This is a genomic window from Enterobacter sp. BIDMC 29, assembly GCF_019378755.1.
Taxonomy (GTDB): Bacteria; Pseudomonadota; Gammaproteobacteria; order Enterobacterales; family Enterobacteriaceae; genus Enterobacter; species Enterobacter ludwigii.
On the sequence record NZ_CP080000.1, the window covers coordinates 1,141,690 to 1,168,083 of the forward strand.

At 53.8% G+C, this 26,394-nt stretch carries 27 protein-coding genes and 2 tRNA genes; 11 read left to right on the top strand and 18 right to left on the bottom strand.

Annotated features, from left to right (window positions below):
* The first annotated feature begins 42 nt into the window (after positions 1-42).
* Positions 43-825, top strand: coding sequence for an MBL fold metallo-hydrolase (locus tag JTA15_RS05110; protein WP_044857174.1), 783 nt, complete (start codon positions 43-45; stop codon positions 823-825).
* A 72-nt stretch (positions 826-897) separates the two neighbouring features.
* Complete coding sequence (locus JTA15_RS05115) at positions 898-1,533, top strand: carbonic anhydrase (protein ID WP_014169762.1); 636 nt, start codon at positions 898-900, stop codon at positions 1,531-1,533.
* A 28-nt stretch (positions 1,534-1,561) separates the two neighbouring features.
* On the opposite strand, the gene JTA15_RS05120 is transcribed toward JTA15_RS05115, so the two are convergent.
* The 4 genes from JTA15_RS05120 to mdtK all read right to left on the bottom strand — a co-directional run bounded on the left by JTA15_RS05120 (position 1,562) and on the right by mdtK (position 4,960).
* Positions 1,562-3,157: an FAD-NAD(P)-binding protein gene (locus JTA15_RS05120; RefSeq protein WP_219372928.1), complete on the bottom strand. Its 1,596-nt coding sequence runs from the start codon at positions 3,155-3,157 to the stop codon at positions 1,562-1,564.
* A 118-nt stretch (positions 3,158-3,275) separates the two neighbouring features.
* Positions 3,276-3,352, bottom strand: a tRNA-Val gene (locus JTA15_RS05125).
* A gap of 4 nt (positions 3,353-3,356) precedes the next feature.
* Positions 3,357-3,433, bottom strand: a tRNA-Val gene (locus JTA15_RS05130).
* Between the two features lie 153 nt (positions 3,434-3,586).
* Positions 3,587-4,960: an MdtK family multidrug efflux MATE transporter gene (gene mdtK, locus JTA15_RS05135; protein WP_014169764.1), complete on the bottom strand. Its 1,374-nt coding sequence runs from the start codon at positions 4,958-4,960 to the stop codon at positions 3,587-3,589.
* 225 nt (positions 4,961-5,185) lie between these two features.
* On the opposite strand from mdtK, the gene JTA15_RS05140 reads away from it, so the two are divergent.
* The gene (locus JTA15_RS05140) at positions 5,186-5,827 is read left to right on the top strand and encodes a riboflavin synthase (RefSeq protein WP_020884345.1); all 642 of its coding nucleotides are present in this window, start codon (positions 5,186-5,188) and stop codon (positions 5,825-5,827) included.
* A gap of 27 nt (positions 5,828-5,854) precedes the next feature.
* Here the strand turns inward: JTA15_RS05140 and cfa are convergent, their stop codons facing one another.
* Positions 5,855-7,003 (bottom strand): cyclopropane fatty acyl phospholipid synthase, encoded by a 1,149-nt coding sequence (gene cfa, locus JTA15_RS05145; RefSeq protein ID WP_219372929.1) that lies wholly within the window; start codon positions 7,001-7,003, stop codon positions 5,855-5,857.
* A gap of 299 nt (positions 7,004-7,302) precedes the next feature.
* Positions 7,303-8,502 carry a purine nucleoside transporter PunC gene (gene punC, locus JTA15_RS05150; RefSeq protein WP_014169767.1) on the bottom strand — a complete coding sequence of 400 codons (1,200 nt, stop codon included), beginning with the start codon at positions 8,500-8,502 and terminating at the stop codon, positions 7,303-7,305.
* Between the two features lie 115 nt (positions 8,503-8,617).
* Between punC and punR the strand changes: the two genes are divergently transcribed.
* A complete protein-coding gene (gene punR, locus JTA15_RS05155; protein WP_025204357.1) occupies positions 8,618-9,529 on the top strand; it encodes a DNA-binding transcriptional activator PunR in 912 nt (303 codons plus the stop codon).
* A 16-nt stretch (positions 9,530-9,545) separates the two neighbouring features.
* On the opposite strand, the gene purR is transcribed toward punR, so the two are convergent.
* A complete protein-coding gene (gene purR / locus JTA15_RS05160) occupies positions 9,546-10,571 on the bottom strand; it encodes an HTH-type transcriptional repressor PurR (protein WP_014169769.1) in 1,026 nt (341 codons plus the stop codon).
* 297 nt (positions 10,572-10,868) lie between these two features.
* Between purR and JTA15_RS05165 the strand changes: the two genes are divergently transcribed.
* A complete protein-coding gene (locus tag JTA15_RS05165) occupies positions 10,869-10,958 on the top strand; it encodes a YnhF family membrane protein (RefSeq protein WP_032670423.1) in 90 nt (29 codons plus the stop codon).
* A 163-nt stretch (positions 10,959-11,121) separates the two neighbouring features.
* A complete protein-coding gene (locus JTA15_RS05170) occupies positions 11,122-12,288 on the top strand; it encodes an MFS transporter (protein WP_219372930.1) in 1,167 nt (388 codons plus the stop codon).
* Between the two features lie 38 nt (positions 12,289-12,326).
* On the opposite strand, the gene sodB is transcribed toward JTA15_RS05170, so the two are convergent.
* Together sodB and JTA15_RS05180 are read right to left on the bottom strand one after the other, a co-directional pair.
* The gene (gene sodB / locus JTA15_RS05175; protein WP_020884341.1) at positions 12,327-12,908 is read right to left on the bottom strand and encodes a superoxide dismutase [Fe]; all 582 of its coding nucleotides are present in this window, start codon (positions 12,906-12,908) and stop codon (positions 12,327-12,329) included.
* A gap of 122 nt (positions 12,909-13,030) precedes the next feature.
* Complete coding sequence (locus tag JTA15_RS05180; protein ID WP_014169773.1) at positions 13,031-13,804, bottom strand: C40 family peptidase; 774 nt, start codon at positions 13,802-13,804, stop codon at positions 13,031-13,033.
* Between the two features lie 339 nt (positions 13,805-14,143).
* Between JTA15_RS05180 and grxD the strand changes: the two genes are divergently transcribed.
* Entirely contained in the window at positions 14,144-14,491 is a 348-nt protein-coding gene (gene grxD / locus JTA15_RS05185) for a monothiol glutaredoxin 4 (RefSeq protein WP_003832760.1), read from the top strand.
* A 45-nt stretch (positions 14,492-14,536) separates the two neighbouring features.
* On the opposite strand, the gene rnt is transcribed toward grxD, so the two are convergent.
* The 5 genes from rnt to eptA form a co-directional block, all read right to left on the bottom strand.
* Positions 14,537-15,187 carry a ribonuclease T gene (rnt, locus tag JTA15_RS05190; protein ID WP_025204356.1) on the bottom strand — a complete coding sequence of 217 codons (651 nt, stop codon included), beginning with the start codon at positions 15,185-15,187 and terminating at the stop codon, positions 14,537-14,539.
* Between the two features lie 96 nt (positions 15,188-15,283).
* Positions 15,284-15,691 (bottom strand): lactoylglutathione lyase, encoded by a 408-nt coding sequence (gene gloA, locus JTA15_RS05195; protein ID WP_020884340.1) that lies wholly within the window; start codon positions 15,689-15,691, stop codon positions 15,284-15,286.
* A 100-nt stretch (positions 15,692-15,791) separates the two neighbouring features.
* Entirely contained in the window at positions 15,792-16,889 is a 1,098-nt protein-coding gene (locus JTA15_RS05200; RefSeq protein ID WP_020884339.1) for an alkene reductase, read from the bottom strand.
* Between the two features lie 53 nt (positions 16,890-16,942).
* Entirely contained in the window at positions 16,943-17,542 is a 600-nt protein-coding gene (locus tag JTA15_RS05205; RefSeq protein ID WP_014169778.1) for a TetR/AcrR family transcriptional regulator, read from the bottom strand.
* Between the two features lie 41 nt (positions 17,543-17,583).
* A complete protein-coding gene (gene eptA / locus JTA15_RS05210) occupies positions 17,584-19,209 on the bottom strand; it encodes a phosphoethanolamine transferase EptA (RefSeq protein ID WP_040017306.1) in 1,626 nt (541 codons plus the stop codon).
* A 149-nt stretch (positions 19,210-19,358) separates the two neighbouring features.
* On the opposite strand from eptA, the gene JTA15_RS05215 reads away from it, so the two are divergent.
* The 3 genes from JTA15_RS05215 to sodC all read left to right on the top strand — a co-directional run bounded on the left by JTA15_RS05215 (position 19,359) and on the right by sodC (position 21,141).
* On the top strand, positions 19,359-19,598 hold the full coding sequence (locus JTA15_RS05215; RefSeq protein ID WP_020884337.1) for a DUF1289 domain-containing protein: 240 nt from the start codon (positions 19,359-19,361) through the stop codon (positions 19,596-19,598).
* A gap of 48 nt (positions 19,599-19,646) precedes the next feature.
* The gene (locus tag JTA15_RS05220) at positions 19,647-20,543 is read left to right on the top strand and encodes an aldo/keto reductase family oxidoreductase (protein ID WP_014169781.1); all 897 of its coding nucleotides are present in this window, start codon (positions 19,647-19,649) and stop codon (positions 20,541-20,543) included.
* A 79-nt stretch (positions 20,544-20,622) separates the two neighbouring features.
* Positions 20,623-21,141, top strand: coding sequence for a superoxide dismutase [Cu-Zn] SodC (gene sodC / locus JTA15_RS05225; RefSeq protein ID WP_020884336.1), 519 nt, complete (start codon positions 20,623-20,625; stop codon positions 21,139-21,141).
* On the opposite strand, the gene JTA15_RS05230 is transcribed toward sodC, so the two are convergent.
* The 3 genes from JTA15_RS05230 to JTA15_RS05240 are packed head-to-tail and all read right to left on the bottom strand — an operon-like array spanning position 21,120 to position 24,252.
* Positions 21,120-23,153 carry an FUSC family protein gene (locus tag JTA15_RS05230; protein ID WP_219372931.1) on the bottom strand — a complete coding sequence of 678 codons (2,034 nt, stop codon included), beginning with the start codon at positions 23,151-23,153 and terminating at the stop codon, positions 21,120-21,122. The genes sodC and JTA15_RS05230 overlap by 22 nt on opposite strands.
* On the bottom strand, positions 23,153-24,013 hold the full coding sequence (locus tag JTA15_RS05235) for an HlyD family secretion protein (RefSeq protein ID WP_219373231.1): 861 nt from the start codon (positions 24,011-24,013) through the stop codon (positions 23,153-23,155). The genes JTA15_RS05230 and JTA15_RS05235 overlap by 1 nt, the downstream gene beginning before the upstream one ends.
* Positions 24,014-24,015: 2 nt before the next feature.
* Positions 24,016-24,252, bottom strand: coding sequence for a DUF1656 domain-containing protein (locus JTA15_RS05240; protein ID WP_020884333.1), 237 nt, complete (start codon positions 24,250-24,252; stop codon positions 24,016-24,018).
* 186 nt (positions 24,253-24,438) lie between these two features.
* Between JTA15_RS05240 and slyA the strand changes: the two genes are divergently transcribed.
* Positions 24,439-24,879: a transcriptional regulator SlyA gene (gene slyA, locus JTA15_RS05245; protein WP_014169785.1), complete on the top strand. Its 441-nt coding sequence runs from the start codon at positions 24,439-24,441 to the stop codon at positions 24,877-24,879.
* Positions 24,880-24,914: 35 nt separating this feature from the next.
* Here the strand turns inward: slyA and JTA15_RS05250 are convergent, their stop codons facing one another.
* Positions 24,915-26,276 carry a GGDEF domain-containing protein gene (locus tag JTA15_RS05250; RefSeq protein WP_219372932.1) on the bottom strand — a complete coding sequence of 454 codons (1,362 nt, stop codon included), beginning with the start codon at positions 26,274-26,276 and terminating at the stop codon, positions 24,915-24,917.
* Positions 26,277-26,394 lie beyond the last annotated feature (118 nt).

Consider the following 26,394-nt stretch of genomic DNA (forward strand, 5'->3'; position numbering starts at 1 on the left):
TAATCCCTGCCATACTCAGTGCTTTATCGCTGAGGAGAGCTCATGATTATACTGTGTAAAACCTGCGGTACCTCTTATGACGCAACGCCGGCGCGATGCCCTGTGTGCGAGGATGAACGCCAGTATGTTCCGGCCAGCGGCCAGGCGTGGAGTGATTTTGCGACGGTGACGGCCACACACAGCAATAAATGGCAGCAGCTGGAGCCGCAGCTGCTCAGTATCAAAACGGTGCCCGCTTTTGCCATCAACCAGCGCGCGCTGCTTCTGCGTACCCCCCACGGCAATATCCTTTGGGATTGCATTGCGAATCTCGACCCGGCAACCAGAACCATCATCACGGCGCTCGGCGGCATCAGCGCGATCGCGATTTCACATCCTCACTACTACACCACAATGCAGGAGTGGGCCGGGGCTTTCGATGCGCCGGTTTACCTGCACGCGAACGATCGCGAGTGGGTTATGCGCGACAGCCCGATGCTCCACTTCTGGCAGGGCGATACGCTGGACATTTTCCCCGCGGTAACGTTATTACGCCTCGGAGGACATTTCGCTGGCGGAACGGTGCTGCACTGGCAGGAGGGTGATGGTGTCTTACTGGCAGGCGATATTCTACAGGTCACGCCGGGCAAAGATGCTGTCTCGTTTATGTGGAGCTATCCGAATATGCTGCCGTTGCCCGCCCGCAGCGTCGAAGACGTGACCGGGCGGCTGGTGGGGAAAAAATTCGCTCGCCTGTACGGCGCTTTTGAAGGGCAAAATATCCTGGCGAATGCGGATGAGATTGTGCAGCGGTCGGGCCAGAAATATATTGCTTGTCTGAAGTAAAGTCCGGTGGGTAAACTTTACTTGTGTGATCCCGATCATACCTAAACTAAAACAGATAAAAGAGAAATTGCTATGCAACATATCATTGAAGGTTTTCTCAGCTTTCAAAAAGAGATTTTCCCGCAACGTAAAGAGCTCTTCCGCAGTTTAGCGTCCAGCCAGAATCCCAAAGCGCTGTTCATCTCATGCTCTGACAGCCGTCTGGTCCCAGAACTGGTCACTCAGCAAGAGCCAGGACAACTCTTTGTCATTCGTAATGCTGGCAACATCGTGCCACCGTTCGGCCCTGAGCCAGGCGGTGTCTCCGCAACGATTGAATACGCGGTTGTCGCGCTGGGCGTGACCGATATTGTTATCTGCGGCCACTCCAACTGTGGGGCGATGAAAGCCATTGCCGACAATGCGGACCTCGAACCTATGCCGGCGGTTTCTCACTGGTTACGCTATTCCGATGCGGCAAAAGCGGTGGTTGAGAAGAAAACCTGGGATAAGCCAATCGATAAAGTGAATGCGATGGTGCAGGAAAACGTGTTTGCGCAGCTGAGCAACATTAAGACTCACCCGTCAGTGGCGGTGGGCCTGCGCAACAACGCCATCCGCCTTCACGGCTGGGTGTATGACATTGAAAGCGGCAAAATTCTTGCACTGGATAAAGAGACGAAAACCTTCGTCTCTTTATCCGATAACCCGCAGGTTTACTTCGAGTAATCCCGCGTTGCAGGGCACGGATGCCCTGTCAGTCATCACTGTACGGTAATTTCCGTCTTGAACCCGATGCGGTTTTCTCTGCGGCTTTTGCCATCGCCTCTGCTATCTCTGCACATTCCGCCAGTCCCTGAACAAAAGGGCGATCGTGCATCAGCCACGGGATTGCGCCAAATGCAATGCGTCCGCGAAGCGTTTCCGGCGCTTTTAACGTGTAATCCTCGCCAATATCCGGGATCTCATCGCCCGTCGCCTGTAGCTGCTTGCGCAGCGTCGGGAAGGGCAGATCTTTTGTTTTAAGCGGCTTTTGCCCGCGGGCATCAATAAAGACGTCGAAACGGTAGGTCGTTTCTTTTGTGGCGATGACCGTCTGCGCACTGCCAATATCCAGCGTGTAATCATCACCCAGCGCCACAACACTAATGATGCCGGCCTCACGAAGCGCGAGAAGCCTGCGAATCGACTGCGGGGGAATGGCGGCATAGTTGTCGATAAAGACGCGTGCCAGCCCGTTTTTAAAGCGTTCAGCGTCCTTTTCGGTAAGATGAGGAACCATCTCCTGGACCACTTCATGCAGCCGAAGCACGGTGTAGCGCCAGTCCACCGTGCGCCGGTCACGTTTGTTCCGCTCGACCTCAATCAGGTTCTCTTCAGCCCAGGTAAACGGACCGTGCTGTTTTCGATCCTCAAACCACGCTTCGCGAAGGCTGTCCGCCGTCTGCATGCGCAGCGATATTTTCTCACACCAGGCCGGGTCGGCGAGTTCAAGCTCTTTCACCATCAGGGCGAAAATGCGGTCAAGCAGACCGTCTGATCCTTTGGCGATTTCGGCTTCGAGTACCGATTCGGTTAATACCAACAGCGGTTCGTACGGAATAGGGCAGTAAAAATCGGCCTCTGGCAGAATCCCGGTCCTGGACATGAGTACAATTTTTAACGCTTCACTTCCTTTATCGAGGAGGAATGTGCCGTCGCGAAACTCACCGTGCTGCATGACCACGGCCATCGCCGCGTCCAGCCCGCTTAAGGATGTTCCCATAATACCGACGCGGCAGGGGCGGATACGGGCATCCATCAACCCTGACCACGGGCTTGGGAAATACGCGCGCGTGGCTTCCTCTTCTTCTGGCCAGACATGCCCGGTGGCGATCACGGCGAGATCGAATCGTTCCGGAAACGGCGTGTCATTGACCGAAAGCGTCACGCCGGAGGAGGACGGGGCAACATCGGTGACGCTGGCAGACGTGTGGATCTCAACCTGAAATCCCCGCCTCTTAGCTTCCTGGACAATCGTCTGGAAACTGTCGCGAAAATACTCGCCCAGCAGAATACGGGGCAAAAACTGTCTGTCATGCAAGGCGGCTTTATCAACCTTAAAGCGCGCCAGATGGGCTTCACTCTGGCGCTTAAGCCAGTCGAGGTAGGTCATAAAAAGGGGCGGGATTTCAATGCTGGCAATGTTGGCCAGCATCAGGCGAGAGTTATCGTCGTCGTTGTAGGGCATTCCTACGCCAGCTTCGTCTGCCTGTTCAAAAACGGAGACAGAGAGCGGCGACGCGTTCTTAAGAAGAGAATAAAAGGTGTAAATCCCTGTAGGGCCGGAGCCGATAATGGCGATTTTCTTCATCGACAGTCTTCCTGTTTTTTTTCCATAAGAAAAGCGTAGCAGGAGAATAATGATGAAATTGGGGTATTAAGAAAAATCAGGCATTAAGAAGAGGATTTGCACCATTTCAGGACTGAAATGGTGCGTCCGAGTGGACTCGAACCACCGACCCCCACCATGTCAAGGTGGTGCTCTAACCAACTGAGCTACGGACGCAGAATGGTGCGTTCAATTGGACTCGAACCAACGACCCCCACCATGTCAAGGTGGTGCTCTAACCAACTGAGCTATGAACGCAACGTGTTGTCGGTGACAACGGGGACGAATATTAGCGGCACAGCATCGTTGAGGCAAGAGGGAAAATGCATTTTTCTCTCTGATTTCACGCGATTGCTTTATTACCGCGCAAAGTGAAGAGAAAGTAGCCGCCAGCTGGCGGCTACTGCGTATTTAACGTGCAGCACGTTGCAATATTACCGAGGATGACTGGCGTTGCAGGAAGCGCATGCGCAGCATCATCATAATTGCCGCAGAGGTTAAGCCGATGATAAAGCCCATCCAAAATCCTGCCGGCCCCATGCGGTCAACCACCAGATCGGTAAGCGCCAGGATATAACCACACGGCAGACCCAGCACCCAGTAAGCGATGAAGGTGATAAAGAAGATCGAACGCGTATCTTTATACCCACGCAGTACGCCGCTGCCAATCACCTGTATGGAGTCGGAGATCTGGTACACCGCGGCAAGCAGCATCAGGTGGGAGGCCAGGGCCACCACTTCCGGGTTATCGTTGTAAAGCAGGGCAATTTGCTCACGCAGCGTGATGGTAAACAGTGCCGTACAGATGGCCATACAGACACCGACGCCAAGCCCTGTGCGGGCCGCCGTTTGCGCATCCAGCGTCGAACCTTGCCCCAGACGAAAGCCCACGCGAATGGTCACCGCTGCGGCCAGCGACATCGGCAATACGAACATCAGGGAACTGAAGTTCAGCGCAATCTGGTGACCGGCTACGTTCACAATGCCGAGCGGAGAAACCAGCAGGGCGACCACGGCAAACAGCGTCACTTCAAAGAACAGCGCCAGCGCAATCGGCAGGCCTAACTGCACCAGACGCGTCATGATGTTCCAGTCCGGCGTGCTGAACGAACGTTCATTGCGGATATCGCGCATTGAACGAGCACGTTTCACATAGGAGATCATACTGAAGAACATCACCCAATAGACGGCAGCCGTCGCCACGCCGCAGCCGACGCCGCCGAGCTCCGGCATACCGAAGTGACCATAGATGAAGATGTAGTTCACCGGAATATTCACCAGCAAGCCGATAAAGCCCATTACCATTCCGGGCTTGGTTTTCGCCAGACCTTCACACTGGTTACGCGCGACCTGGAAGAACAGATAGCCAGGCGCACCCCACAGCAGGGCCCGCAGGTAGCCGACGGCTTTGTCAGCCAGAGCCGGGTCAATATTATGCATGGCGCGGATGATATGACCGGCATTCCACAGCACAACCATTATCAGCACGGAGACAAATCCTGCCAGCCAGAACCCCTGTCGAACCTGATGGGCAATACGTTCACGTCGCCCTGAGCCATTTAGCTGAGCGATAACCGGGGTGAGGGCGAGCAGCAGGCCGTGGCCAAACAGGATGGCCGGAAGCCAGATCGAGGTGCCTATTGCCACGGCGGCCATATCGGTGGCGCTGTAGCCACCCGCCATTACCGTATCCACAAATCCCATTGCGGTCTGGGCCACTTGCGCGATGATCACTGGTATAGCCAGTGCCAATAACTGGCGCGCTTCATTCATGTACTTCTGCACGTGAACACCTTTATATTCTAGTTATTTGAGAGACTAAAAAGGCCGCCGTAACTGGCAGCAAGAAGAAAATGCAGGGGGGTGCCAGCTATTGTAGCGGGGTTTAGCTATTTATCTAGTGAAAAAATCGCCACAAAATGCGCTCCGCTGGCAACCTGTTTTTCCAACTGTTATTGTGGTGGGATTAAACGGTGTCACCACCGTCCGGAAAAAACAGGAGTTGTAAGCATGTTTACTGGTATTGTGCAGGGCACCGCCAAAGTGGTGTCCATTGATGAAAAACCTAATTTCCGAACTCATGTGGTTGAGCTTCCGGAATATATGCTTGATGGCATTGAAACTGGCGCCTCGATTGCACATAACGGCTGTTGCCTGACGGTAACCGAAATTAACGGTAACCAGATTAGCTTTGATTTAATGAAAGAGACGCTGCGCATCACCAACCTGGGCGAGCTGGTGGTGGGGGATACCGTAAACGTAGAGCGTGCGGCCAGGTTTAGCGATGAGATTGGCGGCCATCTGATGTCAGGCCATATTATGACCACCGCGGAAGTGGCGAAGATTGTCACCTCGGAAAATAACCGTCAAATCTGGTTTAAAGTGCAGGATCCTTCATTAATGAAATACATCCTGTATAAAGGATTTATTGGTATTGATGGGATTAGCCTGACGGTTGGGGAAGTGACGCCGACCCGTTTCTGCGTGCATTTAATTCCTGAAACTCTCCAGCGTACAACCCTGGGAGCGAAAAAACTGGGGCATCGGGTTAATATCGAAATCGATCCGCAGACTCAGGCGGTTGTGGATACCGTTGAGCGGCTGTTGGCGGCAAAAGAAGCCGCAATAATAAAGACCGCAGAAGAAGAATAAAATGAACCCCGGAAATCCGGGGTTTTTTTAGCGTGCGACCCGCAAACCGTGTTCTATCCCTCGGCTGAAAACAACCTGCCAAAGTTGAATATCACGCGCGCGAAAGGCGCCTGCGCAGGCATTGAGATAATAGCTGAACATCCGTTTAAACCGTTCAGAATAGTTGTCCTCAATTTCTGGCCAGGCTTCCTGGAAACGTGAATGCCATGCCATCAACGTGGTGTCATAATCCGCGCCAAAGTTATGCCAGTCTTCCATAATGAAATGAGGTTCACTGGCGTTAGCAATCTGGCGAACGGACGGCAAACAGCCATTCGGAAAGATGTATTTGTTGATCCACGGATCGACGTTATTGTCGGTGCGCTTAGAACCAATGGTGTGCAGCAGGAAGATGCCGTCAGGTTTCAAGTTACGGTCCACCACGCTGAAGTAGGTGTCATAGTTTTTCGGCCCCACGTGTTCGAACATGCCGACGGAGACTATGCGATCAAACTGCTCATTCAGGTCGCGATAATCCTGAAGGCGAATATCCACATCAAGGCCCTGGCAGCGCTCCCGTGCCATTTTTTGCTGTTCGGCTGAAATGGTCACACCGACCACGCTGGCACCATAATGCTTCGCCATAAAATAGGCCAGACCACCCCATCCACAGCCGATATCCAGCACACGCATGCCCGGCTGTAGCTGCAGTTTTTCACAAATCAGACGCAGCTTAGCCTGCTGTGCTTCTTCAAGGGTTGAGGCCTCTTTCCAGTAGGCGCAGGAATATTGCATGAAAGGATCAAGCATGCGGCTGAACAGGTCATTACCGAGGTCGTAATGCTCCCTGCCGACGATCCACGCCCGTTTTTTGCTTTGCAGATTAAACAGCCGGGCGGAGGCGACACGTAATGTATCTTTCAGATTGCGGGGGAGCTGGTTTTCCAGACCGGCACGTAACACGCTGGAGAAAAACATATCCAGCCGTTCACACTCCCACCAGCCGTCCATATAACTTTCCCCCAGGCCTAACGATCCCTCTCGCAATACGCGTTTAAAAAAGTCGGGATGCTTAACCTGTGGATCGGATGGCGAAGATCCATTAATAGTGATGCCTGCACGACCTAACAGTTCACTGACGATCCGGGACCAGTTATCGTCCGGAACGCTGACTTCTTCTATACACGATGAACTCATAGCTTCTCCATCACCTTACTGTGATCAGAACCTTCAAACAGCGTAGACGCTTTTTATGGTTTGTGAGAAATCTCACGGTATTTCCCCGTGAGGCTAGTATCCGACGTAGAACAGAGGAAGGGAGATAACCCTTGCCGAAATGCCTTCCATGGTAAAACGGGAGCGCTCCGGCTCCCGTTAACACTTAATATTTATCGTATTTAATCGAACCAAATTTAGTATAGGCCTCAAAATTTGGTGATTCAATAGAAAATTCTTAGCAACCTAATCACTGATATTTAACATAATTTCTGGCGCGATTATGCATGCGAGGTTTTCACCTCTGCGCGGTCATCCTGCTCACGTTGTGCCGCTGACTGCATACGGTATCCCAGAAGGGCCAGTGCAACCGTAACCAGCATGACGCTGGTGGTGGTCAGGAGCGGCGTGGCAATCAGCGCAGAGACAACCAGGCTTGCCAGGAAGCACAGACCCAGCTGCAGGGTATTCTGAAGCGCAGCCGCACGGCCTGTTGCCTGTGGGAACGGACGTAATGCCTGGGCTACCACGATAGGGTAAATCGCACCGTTCGCCACGGCCATCACGCAGAAGGGAATCAGAATTTCTGCCAGACCTGCGCCCGGGATAAAGCCCACAGCCCAGGTGGCGATCACGCTCAGCGCGTAGAGCACCAGCAGCCAGGGCAGCATCTGCTGGCCTTCCCATTTTTGCAGCGCCGCGCGACAGCCATAACCCCCGACCAGAAACGCGATGGTCTGCGGGACATAGCTCAGACCGATGGCGGCCGGGCTGTAACCCATATCGTGAAGAATGAACGGCGAACCGGTCAGCCACGCGAAGAAACTCGCCGAGCAGGCGGCATAAATCAGGACATTACCGCGGTACGCTTTGGTGCTCAGCAGAGAGGTAAAGGTCACCGGTGTTGTGTCAGCAGGCGTCTCTTTCTTATGTGCCGCTTTGAGTGTGAATGCCGGGATCATCAGGACCAGCGTGATGGCAAACAGCGTAGCGAAAATGGCCTGCCAGTCGAAATGCGCCAGGATCCAACTCCCGAGCAGCGGGGCGAGGGCAGGCGAAAGCCCTACCAGCGGCATAATGGTGGCGAAAATGCGGTTTGTCCGGTTGGCCGGATAGTAGTCGGTGACCAGCGCCTGCCAGGTCACCGCGGCAGCACAGACGCCAACGGCCTGCACGAAGCGCAGTACCAGCAGCCAGGTTGCATCGCGTACCCATAACATTCCCAGACAGCCGACGGCAAAGATAGCCAGCCCCAGCAACAGCACCGGTTTACGGCCAAAGCGGTCAGAGAGAGGCCCCCAGAGCAGCTGCGCGAAGGCAAAGCCCGCGAGGAATAAGCTCAGGCTGGCGCTGATGGCTGCCGCCGGGGTCTGTAAATCTTCCTGCATTGCGGCGAAGGCGGGCAGGTACATATCAGTGGCTAAAAAGCCCAGCACGCTTAAACCACCGAGCCAGACTAAAAATCCTTTCCTGGGTTGCATTGTTTTTTTCTCCTGAGGGAGGCAGGTCTATGTTTGCGCAGAGTGTAGGGAGTGCAAAGCAGCTTGTGAAACGCTAATATTTGGCGAGTGCATTCAAAATTTTTGCAGGCAGAAAATGTGGTCAGATTATTCTCTTGAAGTGGTCGATGCTGTTGCGCGCAACGGCAGCTTTAGCGGTGCAGCGCAGGAGTTGCACCGCGTCCCCTCGGCAATCAGCTATACGGTGCGTCAGCTTGAGGAATGGCTGGCCGTTCCGCTGTTTGAACGGCGTCACCGTGATGTGGAATTAACGCCCGCCGGGGCATGGTTTTTGAAAGAAGGGCGTTCTGTTATCAAAAAAATGCAGATCACCCGCGAACAGTGTCAGCAGATCGCTAACGGCTGGCGAGGACATCTTTCCATTGCCGTGGATAACATCGTAAAACCGGAACGTACCCGGCAGATGATTGTCGATTTCTATCGCCATTTCTCGGATGTCGAATTGCGGGTATCCCAGGAAGTGTTTAACGGAGTATGGGATGCGCTGGCAGATGGCAGGGCAGAGATGGCGATCGGTGCCACGCAGGCGATTCCGGTTGGAGGACGCTTTGCCTTTCGCGACATGGGCATGCTCAGCTGGAAATGTGTGGTGGCAAGCGATCATCCGCTGGCTGACCTGGACGGGCCGCTCAGCGACGAAACGCTCCGTAACTGGCCCTCGCTGGTGCTGGAAGATACCTCGCGTTCGTTGCCCAAACGCATTACCTGGCTGCTGGATAACCAGCGACGGGTGGTTGCGCCGGACTGGGAATCCTCAGCAACATGCCTCAGCGCCGGGCTGTGCGTTGCCATGGTCCCTGGCCATTTTGCACGGCCCCGAATCGATACCGGTGAATGGGTTGAACTGACGCTGGAAAATCCTTTTCCGGATGCTGCCTGTTGCCTCACCTGGCAACAAAATGATGTGTCGCCCGCAATGGCCTGGCTTCTGGATTACCTGGGGGACAGTGAGACGCTTAACCGGGAATGGCTACGGGAGCCAGTATAACTGGCCCCGTAAAAGATTAACGACGGTAGTCGCGGAACGGACCATCCGCAACGGAACGGCGTTCGATAAGACGCGGGTGAACTTCAATGGACTGAGACTCTTCACGCTTGTTGACGATCCTGTCCATCAGCATATTGAAGGCCGTTTCACCCAGCGAGTCTTTTGGCTGGTGGATGGTGGTCAGCGCCGGGGTAAAGAAGCGCGCGTTGCGCACGTTGTCATACCCGATCACGGAAATGTCCTGCGGCACGCGCAGACCCAGTTCATCGGCGGCACAGAGAGCTCCCATCGCCATAATGTCACCGCCACAGAAAACGGCTGTCGGGCGATGCGACTGTGAGACAATCTGCTGCATTGCGCGGTAACCGGATTCCGGTTCAAAGTCACCCTGCACGATCCAGTTTTCCGGCACGGTAATCAGCGCCTCTTCCATTGCTTTCATAAACCCGGCCAGACGCCCGGCTCCGGTGTTGCGCTCCAGTGGACCCGGGATCACACCAATCTCACGGTGACCGCGTTCAATCAGATAACGGCCTGCCATATAGCCGCCTTCAAACGCGTTATCGATGACGGAGTCGGTGAAGTCTGCACGCGCTTCGCCCCAGTCCATGACCACCATAGGAATATGGCGGTACTCTTCCAGCATGGAAAGCACGGACTCCGGATACTCTGAACACATCACCAGCAGGCCATCCACACGCTTTTGCGCCATCATGGAGAGATAAGCGCGCTGTTTTTCAATGCTGTTCCACGCGTTGCCCAGAATCAGGGTATAGCCTTTCTGGAAGCAGTTTTTCTCGACCGCTTCAATGATCTCGGCAAAATAGGCCGCTTCACTGCTGGTAGCCAGCAAACCAATGGATTTGGTGTGATTAACTTTGAGGCTGCGCGCCACCGCACTCGGTGAATAGTGTAATTCTTTGATTGCCGCCCAGACGGCGTTGCGCGTCTCTTCCGCCACAAAGCGGGTTTTGTTAATTACATGTGATACGGTTGTAGTGGAAACGTTTGCGCGTTTTGCTACGTCTTTAATTGTTGCCATTAAATGTCACTCCAGACCACATCCTAAACTCCTGAAAAACTTGAAGGTAAACGTTTGCCTTCTCTCACCCTTATCACGCAATCTTGAATTGCGGCACGCCGGGAAAACGACACAGGACGTCAGGAGGGGGTCAATGGCCGGTACGCTAATAAATTTAGCGTGGAATTTTGTCCTATCTTGATGAAAAGGGGAAGAGCTAAAGTGGTTATCAGTTTAAATCCAGGAAGATTTTTGAACTAAACTGTGTAAAAATGAGCAGGCTCACTTTTCGTGGGGAGATTAAAAGGAGAAAAATTGATGAGCTACGATCTGAAGTTTTCGCTGGTGACCACCGTTATTGTACTGGCTCTGATTGTTGCGGCGGGTCTGACGGCTGCATTGCACTGATTTACACGGAGGGAGAGCTCTCTCCCTCTCAGTTTTCCTGATTGTTACGCCTGCGGCAAAAATCTTTTGCCAATTTGTTAACTTCTCATTTTTTGTGATTGATGTCATGCTTTCGGCTTCTTTGTTCTGTGTCACGACATGACACGGCATCCGGAGTTGACGCATGAAAATCAATTTTCCCCTGCTTGCCCTGGCGATTGGCGCTTTTGGGATTGGCACCACTGAATTCTCCCCGATGGGGTTACTGCCTGTTATCGCCCGGGGCGTGGATGTTTCTATCCCGGCGGCCGGGATGCTCATCAGCGCCTACGCCATTGGCGTGATGGTGGGGGCACCGCTCATGACGCTTCTGCTTTCACACCGCGCGCGCCGCAATGCGCTCATTTTCCTGATGGCGATATTTACGCTGGGCAACGTGCTCTCCGCGATTGCTCCGGATTACACCACCCTGATGTTGTCCCGCATTCTGACCAGTCTTAACCACGGCGCGTTCTTTGGGCTGGGATCGGTTGTGGCCGCAAGCGTAGTGCCAAAACACAAGCAGGCGAGTGCCGTGGCAACCATGTTTATGGGTCTGACAATTGCCAACATTGGCGGTGTACCTGCCGCAACCTGGCTGGGTGAGGCGATCGGCTGGCGCATGTCGTTCCTGGCGACGGCCGTGCTGGGTGTTATCGCCATGGTGGCGTTGTACTTCTCCTTGCCGAAAGGCAGCGCTGGTGAACGTCCTGACGTCCGCAAAGAGCTGTCGGTACTGATGTGCCCGCAGGTGCTCTCCGCACTGCTGACCACCGTACTGGGGGCGGGCGCCATGTTTACCCTGTACACCTATATTTCACCGGTGTTGCACGATATCACCCACGCGACGCCTCTCTTTGTGACCGCGATGCTGGTGCTGATTGGTGTCGGGTTCTCTATAGGCAACTATCTCGGCGGGAAATTCGCCGATCGTTCCGTGAGCGGGACGCTGAAAGGCTTTTTAACGCTGCTGATTGTCATCATGATCGCCATTCCGTGGCTGGCGCGTAATGAAGTCGGGGCGGCGATGGCGATGGTTGTCTGGGGGGCTGCGACCTTTGCCGTGGTTCCGCCGCTGCAGATGCGCGTGATGCGCGTTGCCCATGAGGCACCGGGTCTCTCGTCGTCGGTCAATATTGGCGCGTTTAACCTTGGCAATGCGCTCGGTGCCGCTGCCGGTGGTGCCGTCATTTCTGGTGGCCTGGGATACAGCTTTGTGCCGGTGATGGGGGCGATAATTGCCGCGCTCGGCCTGCTGTTAGTAATGATGTCTGGCCGTAAACAGCCGGAAGCAGTGTGCGCTGCTGAATAATGAAAAAACGCAGAAGGGCAAACCCTTCTGCGTGTCTCTTACGCGGCGAAGTTCTTCGCCACAAACGCCCAGTTAACCAGTGCCCAGAAGTGCTCCAGGTAGTTCGGGCGTGCGTTACGGTAATCAATGTAGTAAGCGTGTTCCCAGACGTCCACGGTCATCAGCGGCGTTGCGCTGGTGGTCAGTGGCGTACCCGCGTTCGAGGTGGAAACGATAGCCAGTTTGCCATCCGCGTCTTTCACCAGCCACGTCCAGCCAGAACCGAAGTTCTTGACTGCAGCATCCGTAAACTTCGCTTTAAAATCAGCAAAGCTGCCAAATGCCGCGTTAATCGCGCCAGCCAGTTCACCCGTAGGTTCGCCGCCTGCATTCGGTGCCAGGCAGTGCCAGTAGAAGGTGTGGTTCCACACCTGAGCGGCATTGTTAAAGACACCGCCCTCTGAACTGCGGACGATTTCTTCCAGCGTTTTGCCTTCAAAATCGGTGCCCTTGATCAGGTTGTTCAGATTGGTGACGTACGTCTGGTGATGTTTGCCGTAGTGATACTCCAGGGTTTCCGCAGAAATGTGCGGGGCCAGGGCGTCTTTTGCATATGGTAGTGCAGGTAATTCGAACGACATTGCTTCTCTCCTTATTGTTTTTTATGTTGCCAATAACCACACAGACAACAGGGACAGAATAGCAAATTGAAAGGGTATGCAAAAGAGGAACTTACCCTGCCACGGCTGTGGCAGGGCAGGGGTTAGCGAATGGTTTTTGGCGTCATCACGCGGCGTGCGCCGACATAGTGACGTACCCAGTAGTCTTCACTGAGAGAGGTTATCTGGATGTCCTGGCCGCTACGTGGGGACTGGATAAATTTCCCGTTGCCTACATATACGCCAACGTGGTCAGCCGTGCCGCGCCCCTGAGTGCGGAAGAAGACGAGATCGCCATTCTCCAGTTCACCGCGGTTGACCGGTGACGCGTCGCGCAGGTGATACATCTCATTGGCGGTACGTGGAATTCGGAACTTCACCAGATCTTTGTAGGCGTAATAGACGAGGCCGCTGCAGTCGAAACCGGTACGCGGTGAGCTGCCGCCCCAGCGATAGGGTTTGCCGATCTGCCCCATCAGTTTATTCAACGCCGTTTTTTGCGCTTTCTGCACGCGAACCTTATGCACTTCCGCTATTTTCGTGACCTTCGTGCATTTCGCTTTATGACCTTTGCGGGGGATGCATTTTTCCGTCACGAGATTAGCTGCAGTTTGCGAGGCTTTGCTTTTGGTTGCGTGGGCAGTGCGGGAAGGTTTTGTTTTCGTCTTGCTGGAGGCGGTCTTTTTAGTCTGGGTGGTGGTCTTTTTCTTGTCGTTCTTGCTGGTGGTTTTTTTCTTACGGTCTGTGGTTTTGGCCAGATGCGTTTTTTGTACAGCAGAGTGCCGCGCCTGTTGAGAGGCGTTCGCCACTGGCGTGAAAGTGAGTGTTGTAAACAGTAAAGCACAGAGCGTGATCGAGATTTTATTTATCCGCGCCACTGGGCAGTCCCCTGATAAATGCAGGTCATCAATAATACCCGCGAATGATTTACAAAGCCCGTCGATTCTAATCTATAAAAACCCGATAAGTTAATAGCATTTTTCAATCTACAATCCTGTTTCGTTAGCAAGTGCAAAAAAATTCATCAATCTGTCGCACTATTGTTCACTCCCTAAACAAAACCCTGAGTGCCGCAGGGTTAAACACCATTTGCAATGCAACTTTTCATCACTCGCGGTAAAATAAGAAAGACGTGACAAAAATGTTATTTTCCGATGGCAGTCTGAACCGCTACAATGACAGACGAATGCCGTAACAGAAGTTAAAGGAAGCAAGACATGAGCACCACTATTGAAAAAATCCAGCGCCAGATCGCTGAAAACCCGATTCTGCTGTATATGAAAGGTTCTCCGAAGCTGCCAAGCTGTGGCTTCTCCGCGCAAGCGGTTCAGGCGCTGTCTGCCTGTGGTGAGCGTTTTGCTTACGTTGATATCCTGCAGAACCCGGACATCCGCGCTGAGCTGCCTAAATACGCTAACTGGCCGACGTTCCCACAGCTGTGGGTAGACGGTGAGCTGGTCGGCGGTTGCGATATCCTGATCGAAATGTATCAGCGCGGTGAACTGCAGCAGCTGATCAAAGAAACGGCTGCGAAGTACAAAACGGAAGAGCCAGACGCGGAGTAAGTTATCTGCGAAGACAAAAAAGCGACCTCATGAGGTCGCTTTTTTTTATTCTTCATTGTCACCCATCGGCAGCGGCCAGCCACCCAGACGCTTCCAGCGGTTCACAATTTCGCAAAACAGCTCCGCCGTCCGCTCGGTGTCATAAAGTGCGGAATGCGCCTGCGTACCGTCAAACTCAATGCCTGCCGTAATACAGGCCTTTGATAATACCGTTTGTCCCAACGCCAGACCGCTCAGTGCCGCGGTATCGAAGGTCACAAACGGGTGGAAGGGGTTACGCTTGAGCGACGCGCGCTCGGCGGCGGCCATGGTAAAGGTGTGATCGAACGTGGCGTTATGCGCCACCATAATGGCGCGGCTGCAGTTGCTCTCTTTCATGCCTTTACGCACCATTTTAAAAATGGCGTGCAGCGCGTCATATTCACTTACCGCACCACGCAGCGGGTTATGCGGATCGATGCCGTTAAAGGCCAGCGCCTCGGGCTGTAAGTTGGCCCCTTCAAACGGTTCAACGTGGAAATGCAGCGTGGTGTCCGGTGTAAGCCATCCCTGTTCATCCATCTTCAGCGTGATGGCGGCAATTTCAAGCAGCGCATCGGTTTTAGCGTTAAATCCAGCTGTTTCAACATCGATCACAACAGGATAAAAACCACGAAAACGGTCGCACAGACCGCTAAATTGAGCGTTATCGGACATCAGGGTCTCTTACATGGGGAAAAAAGCAGTGCGCATTATGGCAAATTTTGGATGGGGATGCAGTAAAAGTACGGGCGCATGTTGCGCCCTGCGGGATCAGTTGCCCAGACCGCGACCAGCGTCTTTGGCTTCAATCAGCTCGATTTTGTAACCGTCCGGATCTTCAACAAACGCGATCACGGTGGTGCCGCCTTTGACCGGGCCAGCTTCGCGCGTCACGTTACCGCCGTTGCTGCGGATACGTTCACAGGCTTCGGCTGCGTTGTCCACTTCCAGCGCGATATGACCATAAGCGGTGCCCAGCTCATAGCTGTCCACGCCCCAGTTGTAGGTCAGTTCGATGACCGCTTCGTCCGTTTCCGGGCCGTAACCCACAAACGCCAGCGAGTATTTATATTCCGGGTTTTCGCTGGTGCGCAGCAGTTTCATACCCAGTACGTTAGTGTAGAAATCGACAGAACGTTGCAGATCGCCAACGCGCAGCATGGTGTGAAGTAGGCGCATAATTTCCTCATTAACCAATGGAATAGAATATCTATTTGAACAGAAACGATGTTTTAGTATAGCGGCGAAAGGTCGCCGCTATCAATGAGCAATGAAGAGATTACAGGGTAGGGTAGTCGGTATAACCTTCAGCGCCGCCGCCGTAGAAGCTTTCCGGACGCTGAGGGTTCAGCGCGGCTTTCTGCTGCAGACGGGCGACCAGATCAGGGTTAGCGATAAAATCGCGACCAAATGCAACGGCGTCGATCAAACCTTTGCTAATCAGATCTTCAGCTTTCTCAGGGGTATATGCCCCTGCACCGATGATCACACCGTGGAAGCGTTCGCGTACTTTCTGACGGAAGGCTTCAGTGTAAGGCTGACCACCGGCCCAGTCTGGCTCGGACATATGCAGATACGCGATACCCCGTTTTGCCAGCTCTTCAATCAGATAAAGGGCATCCGCTTCTTCGTCCGGGCCGTTATCAACGTTCTGGAAAGAACCAATCGGGGAAACGCGGATACCAATGCGGTCCGGGCTCCACTCCTGACATACGGCATCCACCACTTCCAGCACCAGGCGCGCACGGTTTTCAACGCTGCCGCCGTACTGGTCGGTACGATGGTTAGAGGACGGTGACAGGAACTGGTGCAGCAGATAACCATGCGCGGAGTGCAGTTCAACCAGGTCGAAACCGGCTTCACGCGCATTCGCCACGGCCTGGCGGAAATCGTTAACAATCCCCGGGATCTCGTCCAGTTCAAGAGCGCGCGGCATAGACGTATCAACGCGGATCGCATTGCCGTTTTCATCGCGCAGGGAGGTGCGGGTGTTCGCGCTCAGGGCAGAGGCGGAAACCGGTGCCTGACCGCCAGGCTGGATGCTGCTGTGAGAGATACGACCGGTATGCCACAGCTGGACGGCAATACGACCCTCTTCAGCGTGAACGCCAGCCGTGATTTTTTTCCACGCGGCAATCTGTTCCGGGCTGTGCAGACCTGGTGCGCCAGCGTAACCCTTAGCCTGAGCAGAAATCTGAGTGGCCTCGGTGATGATCAGGCCAGAGCTTGCGCGCTGACGGTAATATTCACCCATCAACGGGGTAGGGATATCACCCGGCTCAATGCTGCGCAGACGGGTAAGCGGGGCCATGAACACACGGTTTGGCGCGGTAACGGCACCCACTTTCAAGGGGGTAAATAATTTTTCAGCGGACATAAAGGCTCCTGAGTAGACCAGTCGTCTAGTAATTACGTAAATAAAAACGCCTGCTATACGCGAGGCGTAGTAATGCTACTTTTTACATGTGCCAGTGCGCTTTCAAGCGGCACCGCACTGCGTGAAATCTTGGCCTGCAGGTTCGCGCCTAACCAGAGGGCGTATAAAACCTGCGCCTGGGTTAAAGGTTCGCCGGGAAAAGTCAGCGTTTTTTCATCGCGGCCTTTCTCCAGCGCCTGTGCCATGAGGGCGATAACCCCGCGGGCCCCTTTATCCATTGCTGTGCGCATATCTTCTGAAAGATCGCACACTTCGGCAGAAAGTTTTACCGTCAGGCAACCGCTGATGATGCCCTGCTGACAGAACTGGTTCAGCGTTTCCTGATAGAAGTGCAGAACACGATCGCGATAATTACCTTCGCCCGTGGCGAAGTGCGCTGCCAGGCGCTGATGGTAGCTGGCATAGTGCCGCTCCAGCATTGCCACGCCAAACGCCTCTTTGGACCGGAAGTAGTGATAAAACGACCCCTTCGGTACCTCAGCGGTTTTTAATAACTCGCTCAACCCCATACCGGTAAACCCGCGATGCATGCAAAGTCGCTCGCCGGTCGCCAGTAAATGTTCTCGGGTATCGTGTTCTGTATTTCTGCTCATGGCCGCACTCTAATAGACCGTTCGGTCTATTGCAAGCGTGTTCAGTGGCGACATGCGTTCAGAATATCCAGCTGTTGTTGGTAAACCTTTGATTTAATGTCCATCATACCCAATACGGTAGAGAACAAATTGTCCTGCGAAACCGCATTTTTTGCTGCATGGTCACGTAAACACTGCGCGTTGACGCCGAAATTTTTCGCATAGTCTGGTGATAACCAGAACATAAACGGAATGTGCGTTTGTTGCTCTGGGGCCAGCATATACGGCGTGCCGTGCAGATAAATCCCGCTTTCGCCCAGCGACTCCCCGTGATCCGAAAGGTAAATCAGGGCGGTATTCATGCTCGCCTGACGCGCTTTTAGGGCATCGATGGTTTTACTGACCATGCTGTCGGTATACAGGATGGTGTTGTCATAGGTATTCATCAGCGCCTGGTGATCGCAATCCTGAATTTCATTGGTATCGCAGGTTGGCGTAAATTTGCGGAAATTATCCGGATAACGGCGATAGTATGCCGGGCCGTGGCTGCCCATCAGGTGGATGACCAGTACGGAGTCCTGCTTCAGGCCATCCAGAACATTGTCCAGACGGGTGAAGTTCACATCGTCAATGCAGGAGTTGTCTTTGCAGAACTGATCGAGTTTCCACTGGGTCATGTCGGTATGGGGAACGCGATCGCAGGCGCCTTTACAACCGCCATCATTGTCACGCCACAGCATATTGATCCCCGCATGGGCGAGCACGTCCAGCAACCCTTCCTGGTGATGGGCCAGGTCGGCATCGTATTTACTGCGCGTCATACCGGAGAACATGCAGGGCACGGAAACGGCTGTTTCGGTGCCGCAGGAGGAGGCCTGCGGGAAGTTAATCACATCCTGCTTTTTCAGCTCGGGGTTTGTTTCACGCCCGTAGCCATTCAAGGAGTAGTTCGCGGCGCGTGACGCTTCGCCGATGACCAGCACCAGCACGGTTTTCTTTTGTTGGCCTGCAATCAGCGGCCCTTTATGGGCATCTTCACCGATCCGGACCAGCGTTTGATCGCCTGCAAACCAGCGCATTTTGCTGTATTTGACCATCGCGCTGACATAGTTTGCGGGGGTCACCATTTTGACGATGCTTTTGTTATTGCGAAACAGCGACGCGTAGTCTTTATAAAACAGGGCGGCGATGAGGATGATAACCAGCAGGGCGCCGAGCATTGCGGCAAAACGGGTCAGCAGGGCGTACCACCATTTCCCGGTGCGAATGCGGATCATGGCCAGCACCACGGACGGAACAAGACCGGCAACGACAATCCACAGGATCATCTGCGGCGTCACCAGGGCAGTGGCTTCCTGAGAGTTGGTTTCGAACACGTTAACAATCATGTTCTGATCGATAACCGCGCCGTAGGTATACATAAAGTAAGTCGCGGCGGCGCATCCGACGGTCAAGACAATCAGCAGCGGCTTACGGATAAACGGGATATTAAGCAGACTAAAAACAATGACCCAGCCGCAAAACAGCACCAGTGGAACGGACGCGGCAAAGAGGACGTCATGGATATGCGCGGGCGCGATAATAGCCCAGCTACGCTGAATAAACAGCGCGTTTAATACGGTAAAGAAAAGTGCACAGCCCAGAGTAAATTTTATATCGTTACATTGTAACTTTTTGATTAGCCACATCGATCAGAAAACCTGCAATTTTAATGATGGGGCGAGTATAGAGAACGAAGATTAGTGAAACCTTAATGCCACAAAACTGTGGTAAAGCCCTTGCACGCGGGACGTTTAGCGTCTTCACTGTAGGTGATAGTCGTTATCGGGAGGTGAGTGTGGCAGAGCAACTGGAGTTTTTCCCCATCCAGAGCCCGTGCCGGGGTATTTGTCAGGTGGATGAACGCGGATATTGCCGTGGCTGCATGCGCACGCGCGATGAGCGTTTTAACTGGCAACACTTCAGCGACACGCAGAAACAGGAGGTGCTCCGTCTCTGTCGACAGCGACTTCTGCGCAAAATACGCGCAAACAAAGCCGGTGACACCGAAGAACCCCAGCAACCTTCACTGTTTTAACACGGTAATTGCGTATACTCATGACATCACGTCCTTGAGGAAAATGTTATGGTTCAGCGAATTACCCTTGCCCCCCAGGGGCCAGAATTCTCCCGCTTTGTGATGGGCTACTGGCGCCTGATGGACTGGAATATGTCCCCCCTCCAGCTGGCAAGCTTTATTGAAGAGCATCTCGACTTAGGGATCACCACGGTCGATCACGCTGATATTTACGGTGGCTATCAGTGTGAAGCCGCGTTCGGCGAGGCACTCAAACTGGTTCCTGCGTTACGCGAACGCATGGAGATCGTCACCAAATGCGGGATTGCCACGACGGCAAAACCGGAACATGCTCTCGGCCATTACATTACCGACAGCGCGCACATCATTAAGAGCGCCGAACAGTCGCTGGTTAATCTGGCGACCGATCATATCGATCTGCTACTGATCCACCGCCCTGATCCGTTGATGGATGCCGATGAGGTGGCCGAAGCGTTTCTGAATCTGCATCAAAGCGGCAAAGTGCGTCATTTCGGCGTATCAAACTTTACCCCTGCACAGTTTGCGCTGCTGCAGTCTCGTCTGCCGTTTACCCTGGCCACCAACCAGGTTGAAATTTCTCCGGTTCATCAGCCGCTGCTGCTGGATGGCACGCTCGATCAGCTTCAGCAATTGCGTATCCGTCCGATGGCGTGGTCGTGCCTGGGCGGCGGACGCCTGTTTAATGATGATGAATTCCAGCCGCTGCGCACTGAGCTTGAGACCATTGCCCGCGAACTGAATGCCGGAAGCATCGAACAGGTGGTGTACGCGTGGATCCTGCGTCTGCCGTCAAAACCACTGCCAATCATTGGCTCGGGCAAAATTGAACGCGTACGCGCCGCCATTGCCGCGGAAGAGTTGCAGATGACCCGTCAGCAGTGGTTCCGCATCCGCAAAGCGGCGCTGGGTTACGACGTACCGTAACCGGTAAAACGTGACTTTCCGGTGAAATCTTTGCCCCTGGTATAAACTTAAGGGGCAAAAAACAACCCGTGGAGGTCATATGAAGCGTTTTACTCTGGCTCTCGTCACGCTGGTGGTCTGTGCAGGTGCGCAGGCGGCCAGTGATGAAGTGGAAATGAATCTCGTCACCTCTCAGGGTGTAGGTCAGTCCATCGGCACGGTGAAAATCACTGAAACCGACAAGGGACTGGAATTCGCGCCCAATCTCAAAGCCCTTCCTCCTGGCGAACATGGTTTCCATGTCCATGCCAACGGTAGCTGTCAGCCCGCATTAAAAGAGGGTAAAGCCTCGGCTGCGGAGGCGGCAGGCGGCCACCTCGACCCACAACATACCGGTAAGCATGAAGGTCCTGACGGCATGGGACATCTGGGCGATTTGCCGGTGCTGGTGGTGAATAACGACGGCAAAGCCACGGATCCCGTTGTCGCGCCGCGGCTGAAAAAGCTGGATGAAGTGAAAGGCAAGGCGCTGATGATCCACGTCGGCGGCGACAATATGTCCGATCAGCCAAAACCGCTTGGCGGTGGCGGGGCTCGCTATGCCTGCGGGGTGATGTGATCCCCAATTGTACCCGGAGCCGGTGCCTGTTCCAGCTGCGACAGCGAGCAGTGCAGGCGCCAGATTATCGAGGCTAAATCTCGTGCTGCAGGCGAGTGGTGGTGCGCAAGGGTATCGCAAATTCGCTGAAGTTCAGCAAGCGTGGTTTCCAGTGGCCGCTGCTGGACACCGCGTTCGCTCATGACATCGCGTAGCAGGGTGATGCAGACATCACGAACCTGCGACAGCGGGTCGGACCGTGTTTCCCATGCCCTAAGTTGCCAGACCACGTGAGAGCAGTTCAACAGCACCACGCCCCAGCGCAACAGCCAGCGGCGCGAAAGGGAGTCCTGGCTGTTATTGAGCTGGCTGACATAGTGATAGACCAGCGATTCATACTCACTTTCACGTAAATGCGGTTTTCGACTCAACTGGTCGACAAAACCTCTGCGTAACTCGCGGATATGCCGGCGACTCTTGCGCGCATCTGAACCCGGACGTAACACCGCAAATGCCAGCCACGCCAGCCCAACGCCAAGGATCTTCGCCAGATTGTCATTGAGAAAATCGGCGTAGTCATAAACCGGCGGGTTAGTGACGGAGATAAACGAGCCCATAAACACAATCAGCTGTCCCCACAGCCCCGCGAGTTTGGGCATTTGCAGCTTCAGCAGCTGCATGGTGGTTAACAGCGGGAACAGGAACAGAAGGAACTGCCACAGGTCGCTTATCTGCACCATCAACCCAAACTTCACGGCAAAACTAAACAGCGAGAGCAGCACCAGGGTGCGCAGCAACAGCGTGAGGGAGTTGAACGGTGACGCGGCGACGGAGTACAGCACGCAGCTGATAGCCGCAAGCGTCAGGGCCGCAGGGCCTGACTCCCACTGGGGGGTGATACTCCACGCGCCAACCAGCGTGAGCGCGCAAAAGGTACGAAAACCACTCCACAGTGCCTCCATCGAGTCTGTGTGTCGTGCCAGCGCCGGGCTACCGGGGACAGCGAACTCGGTGACCGGGGTGGCATTTTCCACGGCGTTAATCCAGCGGCTGCTGCGCAGATACAACCGGCAAAAATAGTTGAGACGCTGCCAGAAGGCGCGGTGACGGTAATCGTACTCATCTACTGGCGCGAGCGGGGCGATAATCTTCGCGACGGTGTAGATGTCGGCATCCGGGCGTGCAAGCGCCGCGAGCAGCGTTTCAATTACGGCGCGCGTATGTGCAGGGGGCGTGGGCCAGTTGAGCAGCATCCGGCGCAGGCTGGAGATTGAACTGGTCATACGCAACTGCTGATGCAACAGATAGTTCAGCAGGGTGTTCTGACGACGAAAGCGATAGTGGCTCCAGAAGGCCTGAATGCGTAACAGATTCATGGTCAGGATCTGGCCGATCACCTTTTCGTGCGCAAGACGGATGTCGTCGTTGGTATCCGGTTGCCAGAGCAGGCTTGCATGCTCCAGTAAACGGGTATGCATGGTCTTCAGGGCAGTAATAAGCGCGGTGCCATCGGAAGTGCTCGGCAGGATCATCATCATGAAACCGCCGCTCAGAATACCGACAATCACTTCGCAGACGCGCGCCTGAGCGATGTCCCACAGCTCGGTGGTATCGAGCACATTCACCACCGGAAAGGCGATAATGGCGGCGGTATAGCCGGCCAGCTGGAAGGCATAGGCAACGTTATTCGTAAAGTGCGCGCAGGCCCAGGTACAAAAGCCCAGCCATATCGCCATGCTCAACAAAAAAAGCCACGGATCGTTCAGCGTATGACCTGCAATGATTAACGCTGCGGTGGCACCCAACAGGCTGCCGGCAATACGTCCAAGACTCTTGCTGATCACCCCGCCGACGGTGGGGAAACTCACCACCGCGGCAGAGGTCATTGCCCAGTAGGGCTGATCAAGGTTGAGGTAATAGGCGACAGTCAGCGCCAGACACATCGCAATGCCATTACGCAGCGCATAGCGCCACTGCGGACGTGTCGCTTTCATCCACGGCGTATTTCGCCAGGAGAAGGCCTGCAGGTTCATCAACGGGTCCCGATGGCGACGGTGCAGGTTGTGCCGGAGACCAGCGTTATGCCCTGCGGTAAATGGTCAAACTCCACACGAACCGGTACGCGCTGAGCCAGACGTACCCACGGCACGTTCGGTTTGATGTCCGGTACCAGGCCTGAATCCATTTCAACACTCTGATCGTAAATGGCGCGGCCAATGCTGGAGACGTGACCCTGTAACCTCTGCGAACCGCTGTAAAGCGTAATGGTAGCGGGAGACCCTTCGCGAATATGGCGAAGCTTGGTTTCTTCAAAATAACCCACCACATAGAACGAGTGGCTGTCGACAAGGGCGAAAACGGGTTGCCCGGCGGTGGCATAATTCCCCACGCGGGCTGACAGGTTGGTGATCCATCCATCGACTGGCGCGGTAATAACGGTTTGTGTCAGCTCCCACTGCGCCTGTTTGAGCGTCGCCTCCGCGACGTTCACGCTCGCCTGCATGGCCTTAACGTTGATATTGGCAGTATCTAAATCTTCTGCGGAAATGTAGCTGCGCGACAAGTGTCGACGGCGATTGGCTTCGTTATTGGCTTTCGCTAAATCAGACTGGGCCTTCGCCAGCTGTGCCTGGGCGTTAAGGATCGCAATATGATAGGGGGTGTCGTCGATACGGAATAACACGTCACCCTTTTTAACGTACTGGTTATCTTTCACGACAAGCGTCGTAATGCTGCCCGACACCTGTGGGGTAATGCTGACCTGCTCAGCCCGCACTTTGCCGTCACGTGTCCAGGGTGACTGCATATAAAAATTCCAGAGCCACCACCCGGCAACCAGGGCTAGGGCAAGAACAATCAGCGTGGAAAAGTACTTCAGCGTTTTCAGGGGCATATTCACCACACAATCAAGACAGCAAGGCCCAGGCATACGGAAAGGGCAAACAGGGAGAGATCCATTAACATGGGGTGCCAAATCTCGCCGGAGTACATCCAGTCGCGAAGCAGGCGATGGGCTATGAGCCAAATCATAAAGCCGACCAGGACGGCCTTAAACAAGGGCGGAAAGTAGACTGACGCACCGAAAATCAGGTCCTGAAGGGGGAGTCCCACGGAGCTTTGAAAAAACGTCACGGGCAGAGATCCTTTGCAGTGAACAAAATGCCGCGAGGGCGAGTCTTAATCTGATGGAACATCACAATTCAGTGTAAGTCATCCTTTTAAGTTCGATGAATGCAGTATTGCATTTGTTTTGCCAATACAAATGCTGCACACTATTCTAAAATCAGTATAATAACTTAGCAAGCTAATTATAAGGAGATGAAATTGGAATCGCCATTAGGTTCTGATCTGGCAAGGTTGGTACGCGTCTGGCGTGCTCTGATTGACCATCGCCTGAAACCTCTGGAATTGACACAGACGCACTGGGTCACGCTGCATAACATTCATCAGCTGCCACCCGACCAGTCACAAATTCAACTGGCAAAAGCGATCGGCATTGAGCAACCGTCACTGGTACGTACGCTTGACCAACTGGAAGAGAAAGGACTCATCTCCCGGCAAACCTGCGCCAGCGATCGTCGCGCTAAGCGGATTAAGCTCACTGAGAAAGCGGCCCCTATCATTACTGAAATGGAAGCCGTTATCACCAAAACGCGCGGCGAAATCCTTTCCGGGGTTTCACCCGCAGAGCTTGAACTGCTCATCAGCCTCATTGGACGCCTTGAGCAGAACATCCATGAGCTGCAGTCACGCGACTGACACCATCACAAGGCCTTGCAGCAGCAAGGCCTTTTTTACCTCGACACAACGACGCGGTTACGCCCGGTCTCTTTTGCTTCATACATCGCCTTGTCAGCATTCTCCACGCACGCTTCAGCGGTCGTCGTCGGAGAGGTGGCGGTAAATACCCCCATGCTAATCGTGATGGATTCAGGTAACTGACCCCCGCTGCTGACCTTATCAAAACTGCTCAGCTTTAGCCGTATGCGTTCAGCCACCTGGTACGCTGCTTCCGACGAAGTATTGGTCAGCATCAGGACAAATTCTTCCCCGCCAATACGTGCCGCGATGTCCTGCGGGCGGACGGAATCCATCAGCAGGTTGGCGACAAACTGCAATACTTTGTCTCCCTGCAGATGGCCGTAGCAGTCATTGATGCGCTTAAAACGGTCGAGATCGCTGACGATAACCGACACAGGGTGGTTGGCTTTGCTGATGCTGAGTGCCTGATTTAAGGCGTCGTAAAAATAACTGCGGTTGTAGAGGCGCGTCAGCGGGTCGCGGATCGAGTTCTGATAAGACTGCTGATACTTCATGTGCGAGTCGCGATACAGGTTAAAGACGTCGTACAGCAGGACAAAAATAATCATCAGCGTCGCCACGGTTTCGAATAAGCGAGCGTGATACCAGGACGTGTCCTCGGCATGTCCGCCGGCTAACAGTAATGAGAGCGTCAGGACATAACAGACACATAAGAAATTACCGCCAACCCAAAAAAGATTCCGCACCCGGGTAATCGTCATTAACGTTGCTAACGCCACAACCCAGAGAAGAATCAAAAAGATATTTATGACCTGGCTCCAGAGAACCATAAATTGCCGGGTTTCATTATCCACCAGATCCAGTGTTATCAGTGCCGAGTGGCTGGAGCAGAACCAGGCCAGGGCGACCATTGAAACCGTAAACAGCATTGTACCGATAACCACGGCAATATGCGCGGGGCGTGAAAGGGGATAATCCCGAATAGAATAGAGCAAAGCTGAGACTATTATCAGCACCGCCATAAGAATATGACGGAACATAAAGAAGATCATGGCGTCGTTATAGTCGACAACATTGAACTGATAGAGATCCAGCCATGACGGGAAGCTGGACAGGGTACCGGCCATCAGCATCGTCGACCCGGCGAAGGCCGAGGCGAGGGCGATAAGGTACAACCGCCGTCTGTCGCACCAGTATTTCATGACCATGAAGCAGGCAATAAACAGGTGGAATACCAGCAAAAATATGGTAAGTGTCGGGAATAGCAGCGGTGAGAATGAAGGAACTAATTCTACCAGTTTTACAAAGAGACCTTGTAATATTCCAACGACGACGATGCATCCAAAACAGAATGTAATATAAGGGTTCTTAAAATATCGTTGTAGTGCAAGCATAGGGATTTGACGGAATAATAAAATTAAAAAATGTAAAGTAAGAAAGAGAGTAACAGGCGTGGAGAGTAAATACTTTGCGCAGGAACAAGATATACCGCGCTTAATGATTCATGGCGGG